Origin of the sequence: uncultured Actinomyces sp., assembly GCA_900541895.1 — a bacterium.
Taxonomy (GTDB): Bacteria; Actinomycetota; Actinomycetes; order Actinomycetales; family Actinomycetaceae; genus Pauljensenia.
The window spans coordinates 1-16,430 of the sequence record UWSI01000022.1 but is presented as its reverse complement, the minus strand read 5'-3'; the positions used below and the strand labels follow the sequence as shown (position 1 = coordinate 16,430).

Genomic DNA, 16,430 nt, shown 5'->3' with positions numbered 1-16,430 from the left:
GAGACCCAATGTTTCCCATCCCCTCTGTGAAGGCGCAGATGAACCCCCAGACCACTTTTGTTGGGGAGCGGTGGCGAATCGGCTTCCTGACCGATGCCCTGGTCCGCCTCGAGTGGTCGGATTCTGGAGTCTTTGAAGACGAGGCGACGCAGGTCGTCCTCAACCGCAGTTTCGGGGAAACTCCAAAAGTTACCTACTCCCAGCGAGGCGGAATGCACGTGTGGGAGACCTCTTCCATCCGCCTGGTTTTTGACGGTCAGAGCTTTAGCAAAGAAGGGCTGAGCGCTGTCGTTAAGAACGCGGGAGGAGGCTTTGGGACCACGTGGCACTACGGAGATGAGGCGCATGAAAACCTCAAGGGGACCGCGCGCACTCTGGATGGTGTGAACGGGGCCTGCGAATTGGGCATGGGACTGATCAGTCGTGATGGATGGGCGGTCCTGGATGACTCGAAATCGAATCTCTTGCAGAGTGATGAAGCTGCGTGCAAGGCAGGTTGCGTGACACGTCCGCGCGGCCACTCAGAAATTGATATCTATTTCTTCAGCTACGGGAACCGTTACGCAGATGCCATTCGCGACTTCTACCGTTTGAGCGGTCCGACTCCACTTCTGCCGCGTTGGGCTTTGGGGAACTGGTGGAGCCGCTACTACCCCTATTCGCAGGATGAGTACCTCGCGCTGATGGATCGTTTCGATGCGGAAGGAATTCCATTCACAACCGCTGTTTTGGATATGGATTGGCACATCACCGATGTTGATCCACGCTTTGGCTCAGGATGGACCGGGTACTCGTGGAATCGCGAGCTAATTCCAGATCCTCAAGCTTTTACGGAAGCCCTGCATAATCGAGGCTTGCGTATTTCTGCGAATGTGCATCCCCGCGATGGAATACGTGCCTGTGAGGATGCCTATCCCAAGGCCGCCGAAACAATGGGAATTGACCCGGCCAGCGAAGAACCGGTGGAGTTCGACCTGACAGATCCGAGCTTCATTCGCGCCTATTTCGACATGCATCATGATCTGGAGACTGATGGCGTCGATTTTTGGTGGATCGATTGGCAACAGGGCGGTGTTTCGCGTCAAAAAGGTCTGGACCCGCTGTGGATCCTCAACTACCTGCACTATATGGACATGGTCGCGGCATCTTCAGAAGGTGAGGGGCAGGATCACGAGCTCCCGCTGATTCTCAGCCGTTACGCGGGCCCAGGATCGCACCGCTATCCCGTGGGCTTCTCCGGAGACACAGTTGTCAGCTGGGAATCCTTGAAATTCCAGCCCTACTTCACGTCAACGGCCTCGAATATCGGATATGGCTGGTGGAGCCACGATATTGGCGGACACATGCTGGGCGTGCGCGACGAAGAACTGGAAGCACGCTGGTACCAGCTGGGTGTATTCAGCCCGATTAACCGACTGCATTCGAGTCTGTCGCCTTTCGTGGGCAAGGAACCGTGGAATTTCCAGCAACCCGTGCGCGATATCATGCGCGATGCGCTGATCCTGCGTCACCGCCTCATTCCTTACCTACACACAATGAATTGGCGTGCCGCCAGCGAGGGCGCGCCGCTGGTGACTCCCATGTACTGGTCTCACCCAGATGAAGGGATCGCCTACGACGTGCATGAACAATTCATGTTCGGCACGCAGTTGATGGTTGCTCCCGTGGTGACCCCGCGCGATACGAACACGCGCCAGGAGCGCACGCGCATGTGGTTCCCGCGCGGCCAATGGTTCGATTTCTTTACCGGACGCCGCTACGACGCCGAAATGGATGGTGGGCTGCGCCTGAATGTTTGGCGGCCACTGGAACTTCTTCCTGTTTTTGCCCCCGCAGGCGGGATTGTCCCCCTCCAAGAGCTGGATCAGAACATTAACGATTGCGGGAATCCCCAAGCGCTGGAAATCCTTGTCTTCCCCGGTGCTGATGGACACTTCACCCTGCGTGAAGATGATGGCCGCTACCCAGGTGTCAATTGCGAGCAGCGCAGCGGCGAAGTGCGAACCAAGATCGTTTACAACGACGCCTGTGGAACGCTGACCATTCACCCCGCAAAGGGCTGCACTGATGCGCTGCCCGCGCTCCGCTCGTGGACCGTGACCATGCGAGGCATTGAGAAACCAACGCAGGTGAGTGTCAACGGAGAGTCCGCTGAGTTTACTTACGATCCTGATACCCTCAGCGCGCGCGTGACAATTCACGAGGCCGAGGCCAGCAAGGAGCTAGAAGTTTCCTTTGCGGGTGGAAAGCGTCCCACCTTTGCGGAAAACCCTGTTGAAAACGATATCTACCAGGCGCTGCTTCGCTGCGAGATGGATGCTCTGGCGAAAGATGATGCCTACGCGATGGTGCGTCGTCTAGGGCGTCGGGCACTTCCACAGCTACGCACTCTGGATAGAGGAAAAGAAGCGGGCATATTCCGCTCGGAAATGCCCGCCTCAGTGATCGAAATGATCGAGGAGATTTTGCTTCGCAGCTAGCGCTTCTTGTGTGTCATCACGGTGCTGACTCCCGCAATGATAATGAGGAGCACACCCATGATCGCCAGGGTCCCAATGGCAACCAGCGCAAGGTTTGCCGCCTTGACAAAAGCCATGGCAATCAGTGCGATAGCAGTGAAGATGATGATGCACGCCCAGAGTAGCTGCCCGATGCGCACGCCCCGATAGGGAGCTTCCTTCACGTCCTCGGCTGACCACACGTGAGCGGGGGGAACAATTGGGGTGTTTTGCGGCTCAAATGTGTGTTCCGAGGCCGGGGTAAAGTCGGGCGTCGCCCCTTCCCCCGCGCCTGCCGCGGCGCCTGTCCAGGCTGTAGAAGTGTCGGGCGCCTCGGCCTCGGTGCTGATATCGGCCTCGGTGTCAGCCTCGGCAGTAGTTTTTTGGTCCTCGATCGGAGCATCTGCGAAGGAAGGCAGCGGTTTTGTTTCATCGTCGCCAACCGGCAGGGGAGTGGTCTGGTCAAAGTCGTTTGTACTCATGACAATTCCTTTCAGTGCTGGCCGGCTGCGGGTGATTCAGAGGACGCGCTTGGTGAAGGCGACTGACTCTGGCTGGCTGATGGAGAAGTTCCCGTGGAAGGAGCGGCGCTGGGTGTGGGCGAAGGAACCGCGGAAGGCCAGGGATCCCGATCGACAGAGCTTCCCGTTTCGTCGATGTCCAGGGTGACAAGCTGGTTTGCATTGAGGTAAACAGTGATCCCCTGACCTTCCTTCCAGCTGGGAGAGGTCAGAACTGTGGGGCTATTACTGTCGAAGCCCTTCCACTTTTGGTCGCCACTGAGATCAAGATCGAAGGTAATCGGTTGCTTCTGAGCAACGATGCGAATGGACTGACCGTCGCGAACTCGGATGTTCGCGTAGGGAATCACCTGGGAGTTAACGGTGATGTCCTTGGTCAGACCATCGGGCGCATGAGAGAGGTCAAGCTCTAGATTGATGACATTGGAACCGTTGGAACTTCCAATTGTGTCTGAGCGCCAATCGGCATCGGTATCAATGTTTCCCGCCACGGATGAGTAGTGGAGCGGAGCGGCGGTGGAGTATGCCATGCCTCCCAGCAGCGCTGGAATTGCGAAGAACATGCCTAGTACCGACAAGATGGTGAGCATGACCGAGGAACGATCGCGAAGAGCGGCGATCAGGTGTGCAATGCCGACGATGAGCAGGCAGGCGGCCGCGCCAGTCAAGGCAATCTGTACGCTTCGATCAACCTGTTCCGGGGTGCTGTATCCATTTCGGTAGAGCAGGAAGAAAGTTCCTGCCAGTGCAAGGAAGACCAGCCCGTAGACGCATAAGACCAAAGCGCGGGGGACGACTCGAGAGCGGAGTGCGGGCTGCGTGACAAAGGGCGCGAAACGCTTTCCTGCGCTTTGCGGAATTGTTTGTCCCGAGGCCTGGGGCTGAGATTCACCGGGGGTGAAGGGAGTCTGGACCGGTGGAGTCTGAACGGGAGGAGTCTGAACGGAAGGAGCGTGCACAGGGGCCTGAGCCGCTGTTGTCTGTGCCGCCGAAGGCGGTGCGGGAGGGAAAGAATAGTAGTCCGAAGATGTCGGGCCACCCTGCGTACGCCAATCAGGAATTGTATCTGGCATGGTTTCTTCTCCTTGGGGAGAGGCAGGAGTAAAGGAAGATGAGGCCGCCTGGAAGGATGGCTGCGCCGGTGGTGTCGCACTCCAGTACTGACCCTGTGCGGGGCCAGTGCCAGTCTGCCTGGGCTTTGCAAGCAGGACCGCAATCACGACAATTGCGACAGGGAAGACCAGAAACAGAGGAATCCACACGAAAGCGTGAAAGATGCCGAGCGCGATTCCTGAAGTCCCACCGCCACAGACCGCTAAGAGGATTGCTCCGATGATCGCAGCATCGAAATTGCCCTTGAGCATTTCGTCAACGTGGATACGGCCATCTTTGGCCTCGGGAAGGAAAACCCACGCTAAGGCGTAGAGGGCGCACACTATGGGGAAGAAGAGCGCGGCAACAACGACGGCAATTCTGAGGGAGTTCACGTCCCATCCATAGCGCTGTGCCAAACCTTGGCACACGCCGCCGATGACGCGTGGCTCTCCACGGAAGAAGCCGGAGTAACGCAACGATTTCATGAATCCTTTGTTCATGATTCCACTGTGCCCGTATGGATGGCGAAAAGATATGGGGGGATGCCCTGATCGATCCCCGATTCTTTCCCCAGCCTTGCGCTTCCACTCCCGATTCGTGTGAAGATACAGATGTGAGCAATGAGCAGCAAGTGTGGCAATCGGGCGAGCAGAAGCCCCGTGGGTATCAGTGGAACCCACCAGAGCTGCGCGAACCCACACGTGTTCTGCATCGTTCCAGCGCGTCTTCAACCGATATGCCTCTGCCTTGGATCGGCGGGGTCTGTGCGGGAATTGCCTCGATGCTCGGGGTGTCTGCCGGAATTATTCGCTTTGCTTTCGTCGCGGCCCTACCGGCTTTGGCAGTTCCGCTTTTCCTGTATCTCTGGCTGTGGCTTACTCTTCCCGACGATCCCGGCATTGCCCAAAGCGCCCCCGAACGCCTGCGTGTTCCGCTGGCCTCGGCAGAAGAAATCGTTCGCCGCGAATACGACCAACGCAACTTGCGCATGCTCTTGGTCGGATTGGGTGCGGTGGGTCTTGCCCTTGCAATTGCCTACCTGCTTTTTACGGGAGTAGCGGGACTGCGCGATATTGCCGCAGCGGTCCTAGTCCTTGGTGGAATCGCGGCAGTTTGGACGCAGAGTACTCGCGCGCACTCATGGAAAAACCCGCTCTTCATCCTCATCACTCTGGCCGGAATGATCTTGGTTGCCAGTGGATTGGTACTGGCTTCATTCCGTGGGCAATCACCGTGGGATATGGCACGAGGTGCAATCCTGGGTGGCTCCCTGATCCTCTCCTTTGGAGTCGCGATCATTCCCCTTTGGGTGAGAACTTCCCAAGAAAACACGCGAGCGAAAGAGCGCGAGAAACGCGAAGCTGAGCGTGCTGACGTGGCCGCACACCTGCACGATTCTGTCCTCCAAACACTTACGTTGATCCGCAATAACGCCGATAATCCAAGCTCCGTGCGAGCGCTGGCCCTGGGGCAGGAACGCGAGTTGCGCTCGTGGTTGTACACGGGGCGTGAAGAAGCGGCAGATTCCCTTGCCGAGGCCCTGCGCGAGGCAATTTCGACGCTGGAGACAACTTTTGGTGTTGAAGTCGGCGTTGTGACGGTTTCCGATATACGCCCAGGTCCCGGTGAGTTGGCGATGGTCGCCGCTGCTTCCGAGGCCGTCTCCAACGCAATTCGCCATGCACGTCCGCCCGTGAGCGTCTACATGGAAGTGGGGCCGAAGTGTTCGGAGATCTTCGTTAAAGACTGTGGAGACGGCTTTGATATCTCTGCGATTCCCGAGGACCGTCACGGCGTGCGTAATTCGATTTTCGGCCGCATGGAACGAGCAGGAGGAACCGCTCAAATCCGCCATCTAGCCAGTGGAACCGAGGTCCATCTCTCCATGCCTGTAGATACACTTGAGTGACGATGCCCGCTGAAGGAGACAATTCCATGACAATTCGGATTCTGGTCATTGATGATCACGCCTTGGTACGTGCGGGCGTGCGCGCTGAGCTCGAATCCAGTGGCGCCGATTTTGACATTGTTGGCGAGGCGAGCGACGTTGAGGGAGCTATTGCGGCCTGCCACGCCCTCACGCCGGATGTCGCCCTCCTGGACGTTCACCTGCCTGGAGGAAACGGTGGCGGCGGCGCTGAGGTTGCGGCCTCGTGCGGTGACGTTGAGGGGCTCCGTTTCCTTGCGCTCTCGGTGTCAGATTCCCCCGAAGACGTTGTATCGGTCATTCGTGCGGGCGCTCGCGGATACGTCACCAAGTCGATCTCGACCCCTGAGCTTGTCGAGGCCATCCAGCGCGTTGCCGCGGGAGATGCTGCCTTTTCGCCGCGCTTGGCCGGTTTTGTTTTGGATGCTTTCGGAGGGGCGGGCGCCCCCATTGCCGCTCACGATGATGAATTGGATGTGCTGTCAGCTAGGGAGCAGGAAGTCATGCGTCTCATCGCGCGTGGATACCCCTACAAAGAGGTTGCCTCTGAGCTCTTTATTTCTATCAAAACCGTGGAAACACACGTGTCTGCCGTGCTGCGCAAGCTACAGCTATCGAATCGAAATGAGCTCACGCACTGGGCCATGCAAAGACACATCATTTAGTCTTTCAGGTGCCTTGCGGTGAAGTTCACCCGCGTGCTGGGCGCTTCATGGACAAAGATGCGGGGTAGGGGCGATACCATGAGTAGTCCTTGCACCACGATGCCTTGGGAGTGGCGATCATGCACGCAATCGGTTTCGACCGCGATCAGTATCTAGCCCTTCAATCTGAACACATTGCGCAACGTCGCCAGCAGTTCGGTGGGACCCTGTACTTGGAGTTTGGCGGCAAGCTCGTTGATGACATGCACGCCTCTCGCGTTCTTCCCGGATTCACCCCGGATAACAAGATTGTCATGCTTGCCGAGCTTGCTGACGAGGCCGAAATTGTCGTCGCCGTCAACGCCTTGGATTTCCAGCGTCGCAAGATGCGTGAAGATCTGGGAATCACCTATGAAGATGACGTCTTCCGTCACATCGATATGTTCCGCGAATACGGGCTGTACGTGGGCAATGTCGTCATCACCCGCTGGAGTGATTCCAACGACCAAGCGCATGCCTTCAAGCGCAAGCTCGAAGCCCGCGGAATCAAGGTCGCGCGTCACTATCCCATCGAGGGCTACCCCAATAACATCGATCTCATCGTTTCTGACGAAGGTTTGGGGCGTAACGAATACGTCCATACGACTCGTCCGCTGGTTATTGTTACCGCTCCCGGTCCCGGTTCAGGCAAGCTCGCAACCTGCCTCTCTCAGCTCTACCACGATCACAAGCGCGGAATGACCTCGGGATACGCGAAGTTCGAGACCTTCCCGATCTGGAATCTTCCCTTGGATCACCCCGTCAACGTCGCCTACGAAGCGGCCACTGTTGACTTGGATGATGTCAACATGATTGACCACTTCCACTTGAAGGCTCATGGCGAAACGACGGTTAACTACAACCGCGATATCGAGGCCTTCCCCGTCCTTCGTCGCCTGCTCGAGAAGATCATGGGGGCCTCTCCCTACCAGTCACCCACCGACATGGGCGTCAACATGGCGGGCTTTTGCATCAGCAATGACGAGGTCTGCCGCGAGGCCTCGAAGCAGGAAATTATTCGCCGTTGGTACAAGGCTTTGGCCTTGGAAGCGCGCGAGGATCTTCCGCCCGTACAGTCTGAGCGTGCGGCTCGCCTGATGACCGCAATAAACCTGAGCAGTGCGGACCGCCCGGTTGTTGCCCCCGCGCTTGAGCGCGCGCGTGAAACTGGATATCCCGCTGCTGCAATGGAATTGAGCGACGGACGCATTGTTACTGGAAAGACCTCGGACTTGCTGGGGCCCTGCTCTGCAATGCTTCTCAATGCGATGAAGCTCCTTGCGGGTATTGACGATGATGAGAAGTTGCTTGCCCCCGAGCAGATTGAGCCCATTCAAAAGCTCAAGACTGAGCACTTGGGCAGCCGCAATCCCCGCTTGCACACCGATGAGGTGCTGATCGCTTTGGCTGGATCCGCGCGCTCCAACGAACGTGCAGCAGCGGCCTTGAACCAGCTGTCGAAACTGGCTGGTTGCGATGTGCACTCTTCAGTTCTGCTGGGCAGCGTTGATGAAGGCATTCTTCGCCAGCTCGGTATGAATGTCACTGCCGAACCCGTTCACGCAACCAAGGGCGTCTACCACAAGCACTGAAAATGGATCAGGATCACTCACTTCCCAATCTCGGCTCTTTCCTCGATTTCGGTTCCGATCAGGCTGAGGACCTTCCCCTCTACGACCCAAGCTCCTCGAGCAACGAAATGGGCGTGGGAGCGGGTTCTTCTGTTGCTACTTCGGATCAGGGATCGCCTCAATGGGGCCAGGCGAGCGGCCACGGTAGTTGGACGCAGCACAGTGACCCTGAAAGCCTTCTCAAGGGCTTGAATGACCAGCAACGTGCGGCGGTCGAGCATCGGGGCGTTCCTTTGCTCATCATGGCCGGTGCGGGCTCTGGGAAGACACGCGTTCTGACACATCGGATTGCGTACCTGTTGGCAACCGGTCAAGCCCGTGCGGGCGAGATTTTGGCGATTACCTTCACCAATAAGGCAGCAGCTGAGATGCGCGAGCGCGTCGAGGCCCTGGTGGGCGGGGGAGCCGCGCGCAGGATGTGGGTGTCGACTTTCCACTCGGCGTGTGTGCGATTACTTCGCGCGGAATACCGTGCGGCCGGTTTGCGCTCGACTTTTAGCATCTACGATTCGCAGGACTCGCAGCGCCTGATCCAGATGGTGCTTAAGAGCGCGGATGTCGATATTAAACGATTCACGCCCAAGCTGGTTGCCGCGCGTATTTCAGACCTTAAGAACGAGCTCATTTCCTGGCAGGAATACCGAGATACCGCGCCGAATGATCCGATTTCGCGAGTTGTCGCTTCGGCCTATGAAGAATATGAGAAGCGCCTTGCCCAGTCCAATGCTTTGGACTTTGATGACCTGATTTCGCGTACGGTGCGCCTGCTCAAAGACAACCCGGCGATCGCCGAGCACTACCACCGTCGCTTCCGCCATATCTTGGTCGATGAGTATCAAGACACGAACCATGCACAGTACGTGCTGGTCCGCGAACTGGTGGGCACCGGGGACGATGGGGTGGAACCGGGGCAGCTGACGGTTGTCGGTGACTCAGACCAGTCAATCTACGCTTTCCGTGGTGCAACGATTCGCAATATCGAAGAGTTCGAGCGAGATTTTCCGGGTGCGCGGACCATTTTGCTCGAGCAAAACTATCGTTCCACCCAAAACATTTTGTCCGCTGCCAACGCGGTTATTGCTCGAAATGAAGGCCGCCGCGCAAAGAACCTGTGGACGGCATCGGGGGACGGTGCGCTGATTACGGTTGACGCAGCGGATTCGGATCGCGACGAAGCGCGTTTCATCGTTTCAGAGATGGAAAAACTGTCGGCAGCCGGGACCCGCTGGGCAGATATCGCCGTCTTCTATCGGACGAACTCACAATCACGAGCAATCGAAGAACTGTTGGTTCGCCAAGGTATTCCCTACCGAGTTGTAGGGGGTACTCGCTTCTACGAACGTGCGGAAATTAAAGACGCTTTGGCCTACCTTCAGGTGATTTCAAACCCCGACGACACTGTTGCGCTGCGGCGGATTATCAACACTCCTCGTCGTGGGATTGGCGCCAAGGCAGAAGCCGACCTCATTGCCCACAGCGACCGCTATGGAATTTCAATGGGCCTGGCCGCCCGGGATTGCTGGATTTCTCAGGGCCAAGGCCTCGGAGAAGCAGAAGGAACCGGCCTGACCTTGGCGGAACTTCCCAAGGAAGAGGCCGAGGAAGCACGAGGGGGAGTGGCCGGGCTGAGCCCGCGCGCGGCATCGGCGATCGCAGATTTTTGGGGACTGATTGAAGCCATGCGACGCGCCGAACAAGCCGGTGCAAGCGCCGCGGAGATTCTCGAAGAAGTCCTTGACCGGACGGGATATCTTGTGACTTTGCGACGTTCCCAAGACCCGCAGGATGCCTCGCGAGTGGAAAACCTTGCCGAATTGCACGCGGTTGCGTTGGACTACGTCCAGACCAGCGGTGAGGTCGGCTTGGCAGGCTTCCTTGAGCGCGTAGCCCTGGTTGCTGACTCGGATCAACTTCCCGAGGAAGAAAGCGGGAGTGGACAGGTCACGCTCATGACGGTTCACACCGCGAAGGGCCTTGAATTCCCGGTCGTCTTCGTGACCGGTATGGAGGATGGCACTTTCCCGCACCAACGCTCGCTGGGCGACCCCGAAGAATTGGCAGAAGAACGCCGTTTGGCCTATGTCGCTATCACTCGCGCCCGCAAGCAGCTTTACCTGACGCGTGCGGCTGTGCGAAGCGCGTGGGGAGCGCCCCAGGAAATGCCCCCTTCGCGATTCTTGGATGACATTCCCGTCGAGCTCTTGGACATTCGTCGATCCTTAACCTCGATGGAACGCCTGCGCGGTGGATATGGCGGCGGTTCCGGATACGGTTCGGGTGGCTATGGCGGTTACTCGGGTTCCGCTTACGGCTCTTCCTATGGGGGCAGGTCTGGGGGCTATGGCTCAGATCAGGCAGATTACGGATACTCGCGCCGCGATGACGATGGCGGTCCCGTCTTTGGCGGACGCAGTGGTGGATCCGGTAGCGGTGATGGCGGCCCGCTTGCCGGCCGAGGCCTCGGCGGGAAACGCGGCGTGCCCGCAGCGCGAACTGCAGTTTCGCGGCCAATGGGCACAAGTGCTCCGAAAAACACACTTAACCCAGAGGAAGTGCGCGTGGGCGATCGCGTCCGGCACGCAACTTTGGGTGAAGGTACGGTCATCGGCCTCGAAGGAGCGGGGGAGCGCACCATTGCTCAAGTCGCCTTCGCGTCGGCTGAAAAACGCCTGTTGCTGCGGATGGCCCCCATGGAAAAGATCTAGTCGCGGTAGGCTTAAGGAAGTTGCGCGCCACAGTTCACGTGGTAACCGCGCAAGGCAGCGCCTTCGGGCACAAAGTGAAGGGACACAATGGATCTCTACGAATACCAAGCACGGGAGTTGTTCGCTGCTCACGGCGTCCCCGTACTTGCGGGAATCGTTGCACGCACCCCAGATGAGGCCTATGAGGCAGCGCAGAAGCTGCTGGCCGACAACGACCTTCTGGTGGTCAAAGCCCAAGTGAAGATCGGCGGCCGAGGCAAGGCCGGCGGCGTAAAGCTGGCTCGCAGCGCAGAAGAAGCGCGTGAAAAGGCCGAAGCAATCTTGGGCATGGATATCAAGGGTCACACCGTCCACTCAGTCCTCATCGCTGCGGGCGCGGATATTGCCGAAGAGTTCTACTTCTCGATCCTGCTGGATCGCTCCGAGCGTCGTGAGCTTGCATTGTGCTCGGCGCAGGGCGGTATGGATATTGAGACCCTGGCACGTGAGCATCCCGAAGCTCTGGCCCGCGTTGGCCTGGACCCCAAGGTTGGCATTGATGAAGACGTTGCCGCTCAAATTCTGGGTGAGGCCGGCTTCAATCGTTCGCACGTCGAGAAGCTTGCCCCCGTTTTGATCAAGCTCTGGGATACCTACCGAGGCGAAGACGCCACCCTGGTTGAGGTCAACCCCTTGGTTCTGACCGAACAGGGCGATGTTCTGGCGTTGGATGGCAAGGTGTCACTGGATAACAACGCTGCTTTCCGTCATCCCGAACACGCGGCCTTTGCCGATAAGTCTGCGCAGGATCCTCGCGAGGCTATGGCGAAGGAAGCCGGACTGAACTACGTGCGCTTGGAAGGCCAAGTCGGCGTGATCGGTAACGGTGCCGGCCTGGTTATGTCCACCCTGGACGTTGTGGCCTTGGCCGGTGAAGAGTGGGGTGTCAAGCCCGCGAACTTCCTGGACATCGGTGGCGGTGCCTCGGCAGAGGTTATGGCCAAGGGCTTGGACGTCATCCTTGGTGATGATCAGGTTCGCTCTGTCTTCGTCAATGTTTTTGGCGGAATTACCGCGTGCGATCAAGTCGCTCGCGGAATCGTGGGTGCTTTGGAAGCCTTGGGAGATGCTGCCTCTAAGCCTCTGGTTGTCCGTTTGGACGGCAACAAGGTCGAGGAAGGCCGTGCAATCTTGGCTGCTGCCGCACACCCCCTGGTTCACATGGAAGAAACAATGGACGGCGCAGCACGCCGCGCTGCCGAACTGGCCGCGAACGCCTGAGACGGGACGGGACTGAAAACTCATGAGTATTTTTATTGATTCCTCTTCGCGCGTCATTGTTCAGGGAATGACCGGATCAGAAGGCCAAAAGCACACGACCCGTATGCTGGCAGCCGGCACAAATATCGTCGGCGGTGTAAACCCGCGCAAGGCCGGCACTTCGGTGACCTTCCACGTTGAGCCTTACGGCCCGGGCGCTGAAAATCGCGTTGCCGGTGATGTTGAGGTTCCCGTGTTTGGAAGCGTTGCACAGGCTCGCGAGGAAACCGGTGCGAATGTTTCGGTTGTTTTTGTACCCCCGGCATTCGCTAAGGGCGCTGCCATCGAAGCCATTGATGCCGGAATTGAAACCCTGGTCGTCATCACCGAAGGTATTCCCGTTCAAGACTCGACCGAATTCGTTGACTACGCGCTTGAGCGTGGCGTGCGCCTGATCGGCCCGAACTGCCCCGGAATCATTAGCCCCGGACAGTCTAATGTGGGCATTACCCCCGCCGATATCACGGGACCCGGCCGCCTTGGTCTGGTGTCTAAGTCGGGTACCTTGACCTACCAGCTCATGTACGAGCTGCGCGACCTGGGCTTTACCACCTGCATTGGTATTGGCGGTGACCCGGTTGTGGGGACCACCCACATCGATGCACTGGAAGCTTTCGAAAACGACCCCGATACCGACCTGGTTGTCATGATCGGTGAGATCGGTGGTGACGCCGAAGAACGCGCCGCAGCCTGGATCTCCGAGCATATGACCAAGCCGGTCGTCGCCTACATTGCGGGATTTACTGCCCCTGAAGGCAAGACCATGGGCCACGCGGGCGCGATCGTGTCGGGAAGCTCTGGTACGGCCTCGGCAAAGGCGAAGGCACTGGAAGCGGTTGGCGTGAAGGTTGGTCGTACCCCTTCGCAGACCGCGATTTTGGCACGTGAGGCGCTGGCTGCTCGATGAGTGAGGATCCCACCGCGCGTACGACGGTCACAACAGTCTCCGCCCGCCCGACCATCCGCGTTGCCCTTCCGCAGGGTTGGGCGCGCTCGATGCTGTCCGGGATCGAGGCGGCTCTGCTGGGTTGGGCACTGGTCGTTGTCCCGACCCTGATCGCCTACGCTGCGGTGTCCTCGAATCAGTGGATGGTGTCCACCACCTGGGAGGACGCCTTCCACTTTGCCTCAGACCTGTGGGGCGCTTCGCTTGGAGCGCGAGTGATCTCGGGCGACGTCTCTTATCGCGCAGTGCCTTTGCTGTTTGTGCTGCTTCTGATTGCCCTGACCAAGCTGCTCCTTCTGCAGGGACGGCGTTTTTCCCCTGCGTCGCAATGGATGGCAATTCCCGGTTTCACCGTGACTGCGCTGTTTTTGGCCGGTGGAATTGGTGCGCACGTGAGTGTGTGGGGCGCGCTTCCCCTGGCTATTTTGATCCCCTTGATTGCGGCCGCCTGGGAGGTCGCGCGTGCGCCCAAGAATCTTGAGCTTCGCTTTGAACTACCGAGGTGGGTCAGCGTTGGAGTGCGCACTGGCTTGCGCGCATCGTGGGCTCTGGCGATTTATGGCGGACTTTTCCTGCTGCTTTCGGTGACCCAGTCCTGGTCACAGATCCGTGGGATCGACCAGCTTTTGCTGTCGACCTCGGCGGTTGATTCGATCATGATCGTTGTCGCGCAGCTGCTCTTCATTCCGAACGCAATTGTGTGGGCACTGTCCTGGCTTTCCGGTCCCGGTTTTTACCTTGGTAGCGACGCCTTGCATTCGCCGGCTTCTGCTCCCGTTGGGCCGATCCCGGCAATTCCGCTTTTCGGTGCGACCCCCGCAAGTGCCCCCGGCAACTGGATGGTCCTTACGCTGATCGTGTTTGGCGTAGCGCTTGGTGTCTACCTGCGTCTGCGCAAGGGCAGTGAATCACTTCTTGATGACCTCTACCAAGGCGGTATTGCCGCTGTGGTCATCGCAGCCGTTTACTTGGTGACTTCCTTGGGTTCGGCTTTGGTTTTGGGAAATGGGCGCTTGGCTTACTTGGGGCCCCGCATGTCGCTTTCTGCGCTGTGCCTTTTTGCCGAGGTGGCGCTTGGGATCCTGCTGACCGTGGCGCTTTCGCACCCGGTGAGCGTGGCGTGGGCGCGTGAGCTTATGGGTGCGGGGAAAGCGCGGGTCCATGAGCGTCACCATCACGAGGCCGCAGCTGGGGCAGTTGCGCCTGCGGAACTTGCCCCTGAGACGCCCCGTGAGGACGAAGTCGCTGAGAACGTCGCTGACGAAACTCAGCCAGCGGAGGAGCCCGCTGAAGACGCCGATGCGGCTCAGGCCTCGGAAGAAGAGGACGTACCCAGCAACTAAACCAACCTGGTGTGGGGGAGTGCTCGCTACTTGGCCTCGTCGAAGAGGCTACGAAGCAGGTAGCATGGTGGGGTGACTTCAGCTGATCTTCATCCCGTTCTTGTTGTCGATTTTGGTGCGCAGTACGCCCAGCTCATTGCTCGTCGCGTGCGCGAAGCCAGCGTCTATTCGGAAATCGTCCCGCACACCATGCCGGTCGCCGAAATGCTTGCGAAAGAGCCCGCGGCAATCATCTTGTCCGGTGGTCCCTCATCCGTGTACGAAGAGGGCGCTCCTTCTATTGATCCCGCGATTTTCCAGGCCGGAGTGCCGGTTCTGGGAATCTGCTATGGCTTCCAGACCATGGCCCATGCGCTGGGCGGAACCGTGGGACGCACGGGAACCCGCGAGTACGGGCACACCGATGCGCAGGTTTCAGGCGGATCCTGCCTGTTTGACGGAACTCCCGAAGGGCAGGTCGTGTGGATGAGCCACGGCGATGCCGTTCAGGGCACGCCCGAAGGTTTCACCGTCACCGCATCGACTGCAGAGACCCCGGTTGCAGCTTTCGAATGCAGCGAGCGTCGCCTCTACGGCCTGCAGTGGCACCCCGAGGTTGGCCACTCGCAGTTCGGCCAGGATGCTCTGAAGAACTTCCTCTACAAGGGCGCGGGGATCGAGCCCACGTGGACGCCTGGCTCGATCGTTGACGAGCAAGTCGCGAAGATCCGCGAACAGATCGGCGACGCGCAGGTGATTTGCGCGCTCTCCGGCGGTGTGGACTCTTCCGTGGCCGCGGCCCTGGTTCACAAGGCTGTTGGCGATCAGCTCACCTGCTTCTTCATCGATCACGGCCTGCTGCGTGCGGGCGAACGCGAGCAGGTCGAAAACGACTACGCACGCGGCATGGGTATCCGCGTCATCACGTGTGACGAGTCCGAGCGTTTCTTGTCTGCTTTGGCGGGTGTTACCGATCCTGAGACCAAGCGCAAGATCATCGGCCGCGAATTCATTCGCTCTTTCGAGGCCGCCCAGAAGCAGGTCATCGAAGAGGTCGGCGCCGCCGGTGGCGAAGTGAAGTTCTTGGTCCAGGGCACCTTGTACCCCGACGTTGTCGAGTCTGGCGGCGGCGAGGGCGCTGCGAACATCAAGAGCCACCACAACGTGGGTGGTCTACCCGAGGACATGACCTTCGAGCTGGTCGAGCCCCTGCGCACTCTGTTCAAGGACGAGGTCCGTGCGGTTGGCCGCGAGCTCGGCTTGCCCGATTACCTGGTGAACCGCCAGCCCTTCCCGGGTCCCGGCCTGGGTATTCGCATCATCGGCGAGGTGACGCGTGAGCGCCTGGATATCCTGCGCGCTGCGGACCTGATTGCCCGCGAGGAACTCACAGCTGCTGGCCTGGACCAAGAGATCTGGCAGTGCCCGGTTGTCCTGCTGGCTGATGTTCGCTCCGTTGGCGTTCAGGGTGATGGTCGTACCTATGGTCACCCGATCGTGCTGCGTCCCGTGTCCTCTGAGGATGCGATGACGGCCGACTGGACGCGCCTGCCTTACGATGTGTTGGCTCGTATCTCCACGCGCATCACGAACTCTGTTGCCGAGGTCAACCGCGTGGTTCTGGACGTCACGTCCAAGCCGCCGGCAACCATTGAGTGGGAATGAAACTTTTCGTGTTGGTTTAAACGCGTGGGCCCGGGAGCGCTCTGGTGAGCACTCCCGGGCCTTTGAGCTAGGGATAAAAATAGGGGTTAAAGGACAAAAAGAGTTGGTGGAGGGTTAGTCCCAGTTGTTTCGGTGGGG

Annotated in this window: 11 protein-coding genes; 9 read left to right on the top strand and 2 right to left on the bottom strand. The window is 58.9% G+C overall.

Going from position 1 to position 16,430, the window contains the following annotated elements; genetic code table 11:
• Positions 1-8: 8 nt before the first annotated feature.
• Positions 9-2,480: a TIM-barrel domain-containing protein gene (locus tag QZR18_RS06275; protein WP_178704110.1), complete on the top strand. Its 2,472-nt coding sequence runs from the start codon at positions 9-11 to the stop codon at positions 2,478-2,480.
• Here the strand turns inward: QZR18_RS06275 and QZR18_RS06270 are convergent.
• Complete coding sequence (locus QZR18_RS06270; RefSeq protein ID WP_009408332.1) at positions 2,477-2,980, bottom strand: hypothetical protein; 504 nt, start codon at positions 2,978-2,980, stop codon at positions 2,477-2,479. The genes QZR18_RS06275 and QZR18_RS06270 overlap by 4 nt on opposite strands.
• An 11-nt stretch (positions 2,981-2,991) precedes the next feature.
• Positions 2,992-4,599 (bottom strand): PspC domain-containing protein, encoded by a 1,608-nt coding sequence (locus QZR18_RS06265; RefSeq protein WP_295910691.1) that lies wholly within the window; start codon positions 4,597-4,599, stop codon positions 2,992-2,994.
• Between the two features lie 128 nt (positions 4,600-4,727).
• Between QZR18_RS06265 and QZR18_RS06260 the strand changes: the two genes are divergently transcribed.
• The 8 genes from QZR18_RS06260 to guaA all read left to right on the top strand — a co-directional run bounded on the left by QZR18_RS06260 (position 4,728) and on the right by guaA (position 16,292).
• Positions 4,728-6,023, top strand: coding sequence for an ATP-binding protein (locus QZR18_RS06260; RefSeq protein ID WP_295910690.1), 1,296 nt, complete (start codon positions 4,728-4,730; stop codon positions 6,021-6,023).
• A gap of 26 nt (positions 6,024-6,049) precedes the next feature.
• Positions 6,050-6,706, top strand: a complete 657-nt coding sequence (locus tag QZR18_RS06255; RefSeq protein WP_178704105.1) for a response regulator transcription factor — start codon at positions 6,050-6,052, stop codon at positions 6,704-6,706.
• A gap of 119 nt (positions 6,707-6,825) precedes the next feature.
• Positions 6,826-8,316 (top strand): DUF1846 domain-containing protein, encoded by a 1,491-nt coding sequence (locus QZR18_RS06250; RefSeq protein ID WP_178704134.1) that lies wholly within the window; start codon positions 6,826-6,828, stop codon positions 8,314-8,316.
• A 2-nt stretch (positions 8,317-8,318) separates the two neighbouring features.
• Positions 8,319-11,060 (top strand): ATP-dependent helicase, encoded by a 2,742-nt coding sequence (locus tag QZR18_RS06245; RefSeq protein WP_178704102.1) that lies wholly within the window; start codon positions 8,319-8,321, stop codon positions 11,058-11,060.
• Positions 11,061-11,147: 87 nt separating this feature from the next.
• Positions 11,148-12,320, top strand: a complete 1,173-nt coding sequence (gene sucC, locus QZR18_RS06240) for an ADP-forming succinate--CoA ligase subunit beta (protein ID WP_178704099.1) — start codon at positions 11,148-11,150, stop codon at positions 12,318-12,320.
• 22 nt (positions 12,321-12,342) lie between these two features.
• Positions 12,343-13,266, top strand: coding sequence for a succinate--CoA ligase subunit alpha (gene sucD, locus QZR18_RS06235; protein ID WP_178704096.1), 924 nt, complete (start codon positions 12,343-12,345; stop codon positions 13,264-13,266).
• Positions 13,263-14,648, top strand: a complete 1,386-nt coding sequence (locus QZR18_RS06230) for a DUF6350 family protein (RefSeq protein WP_178704093.1) — start codon at positions 13,263-13,265, stop codon at positions 14,646-14,648. The genes sucD and QZR18_RS06230 overlap by 4 nt, the downstream gene beginning before the upstream one ends.
• 72 nt (positions 14,649-14,720) lie before the next feature.
• Positions 14,721-16,292 carry a glutamine-hydrolyzing GMP synthase gene (gene guaA / locus QZR18_RS06225; protein WP_178704090.1) on the top strand — a complete coding sequence of 524 codons (1,572 nt, stop codon included), beginning with the start codon at positions 14,721-14,723 and terminating at the stop codon, positions 16,290-16,292.
• Positions 16,293-16,430 lie beyond the last annotated feature (138 nt).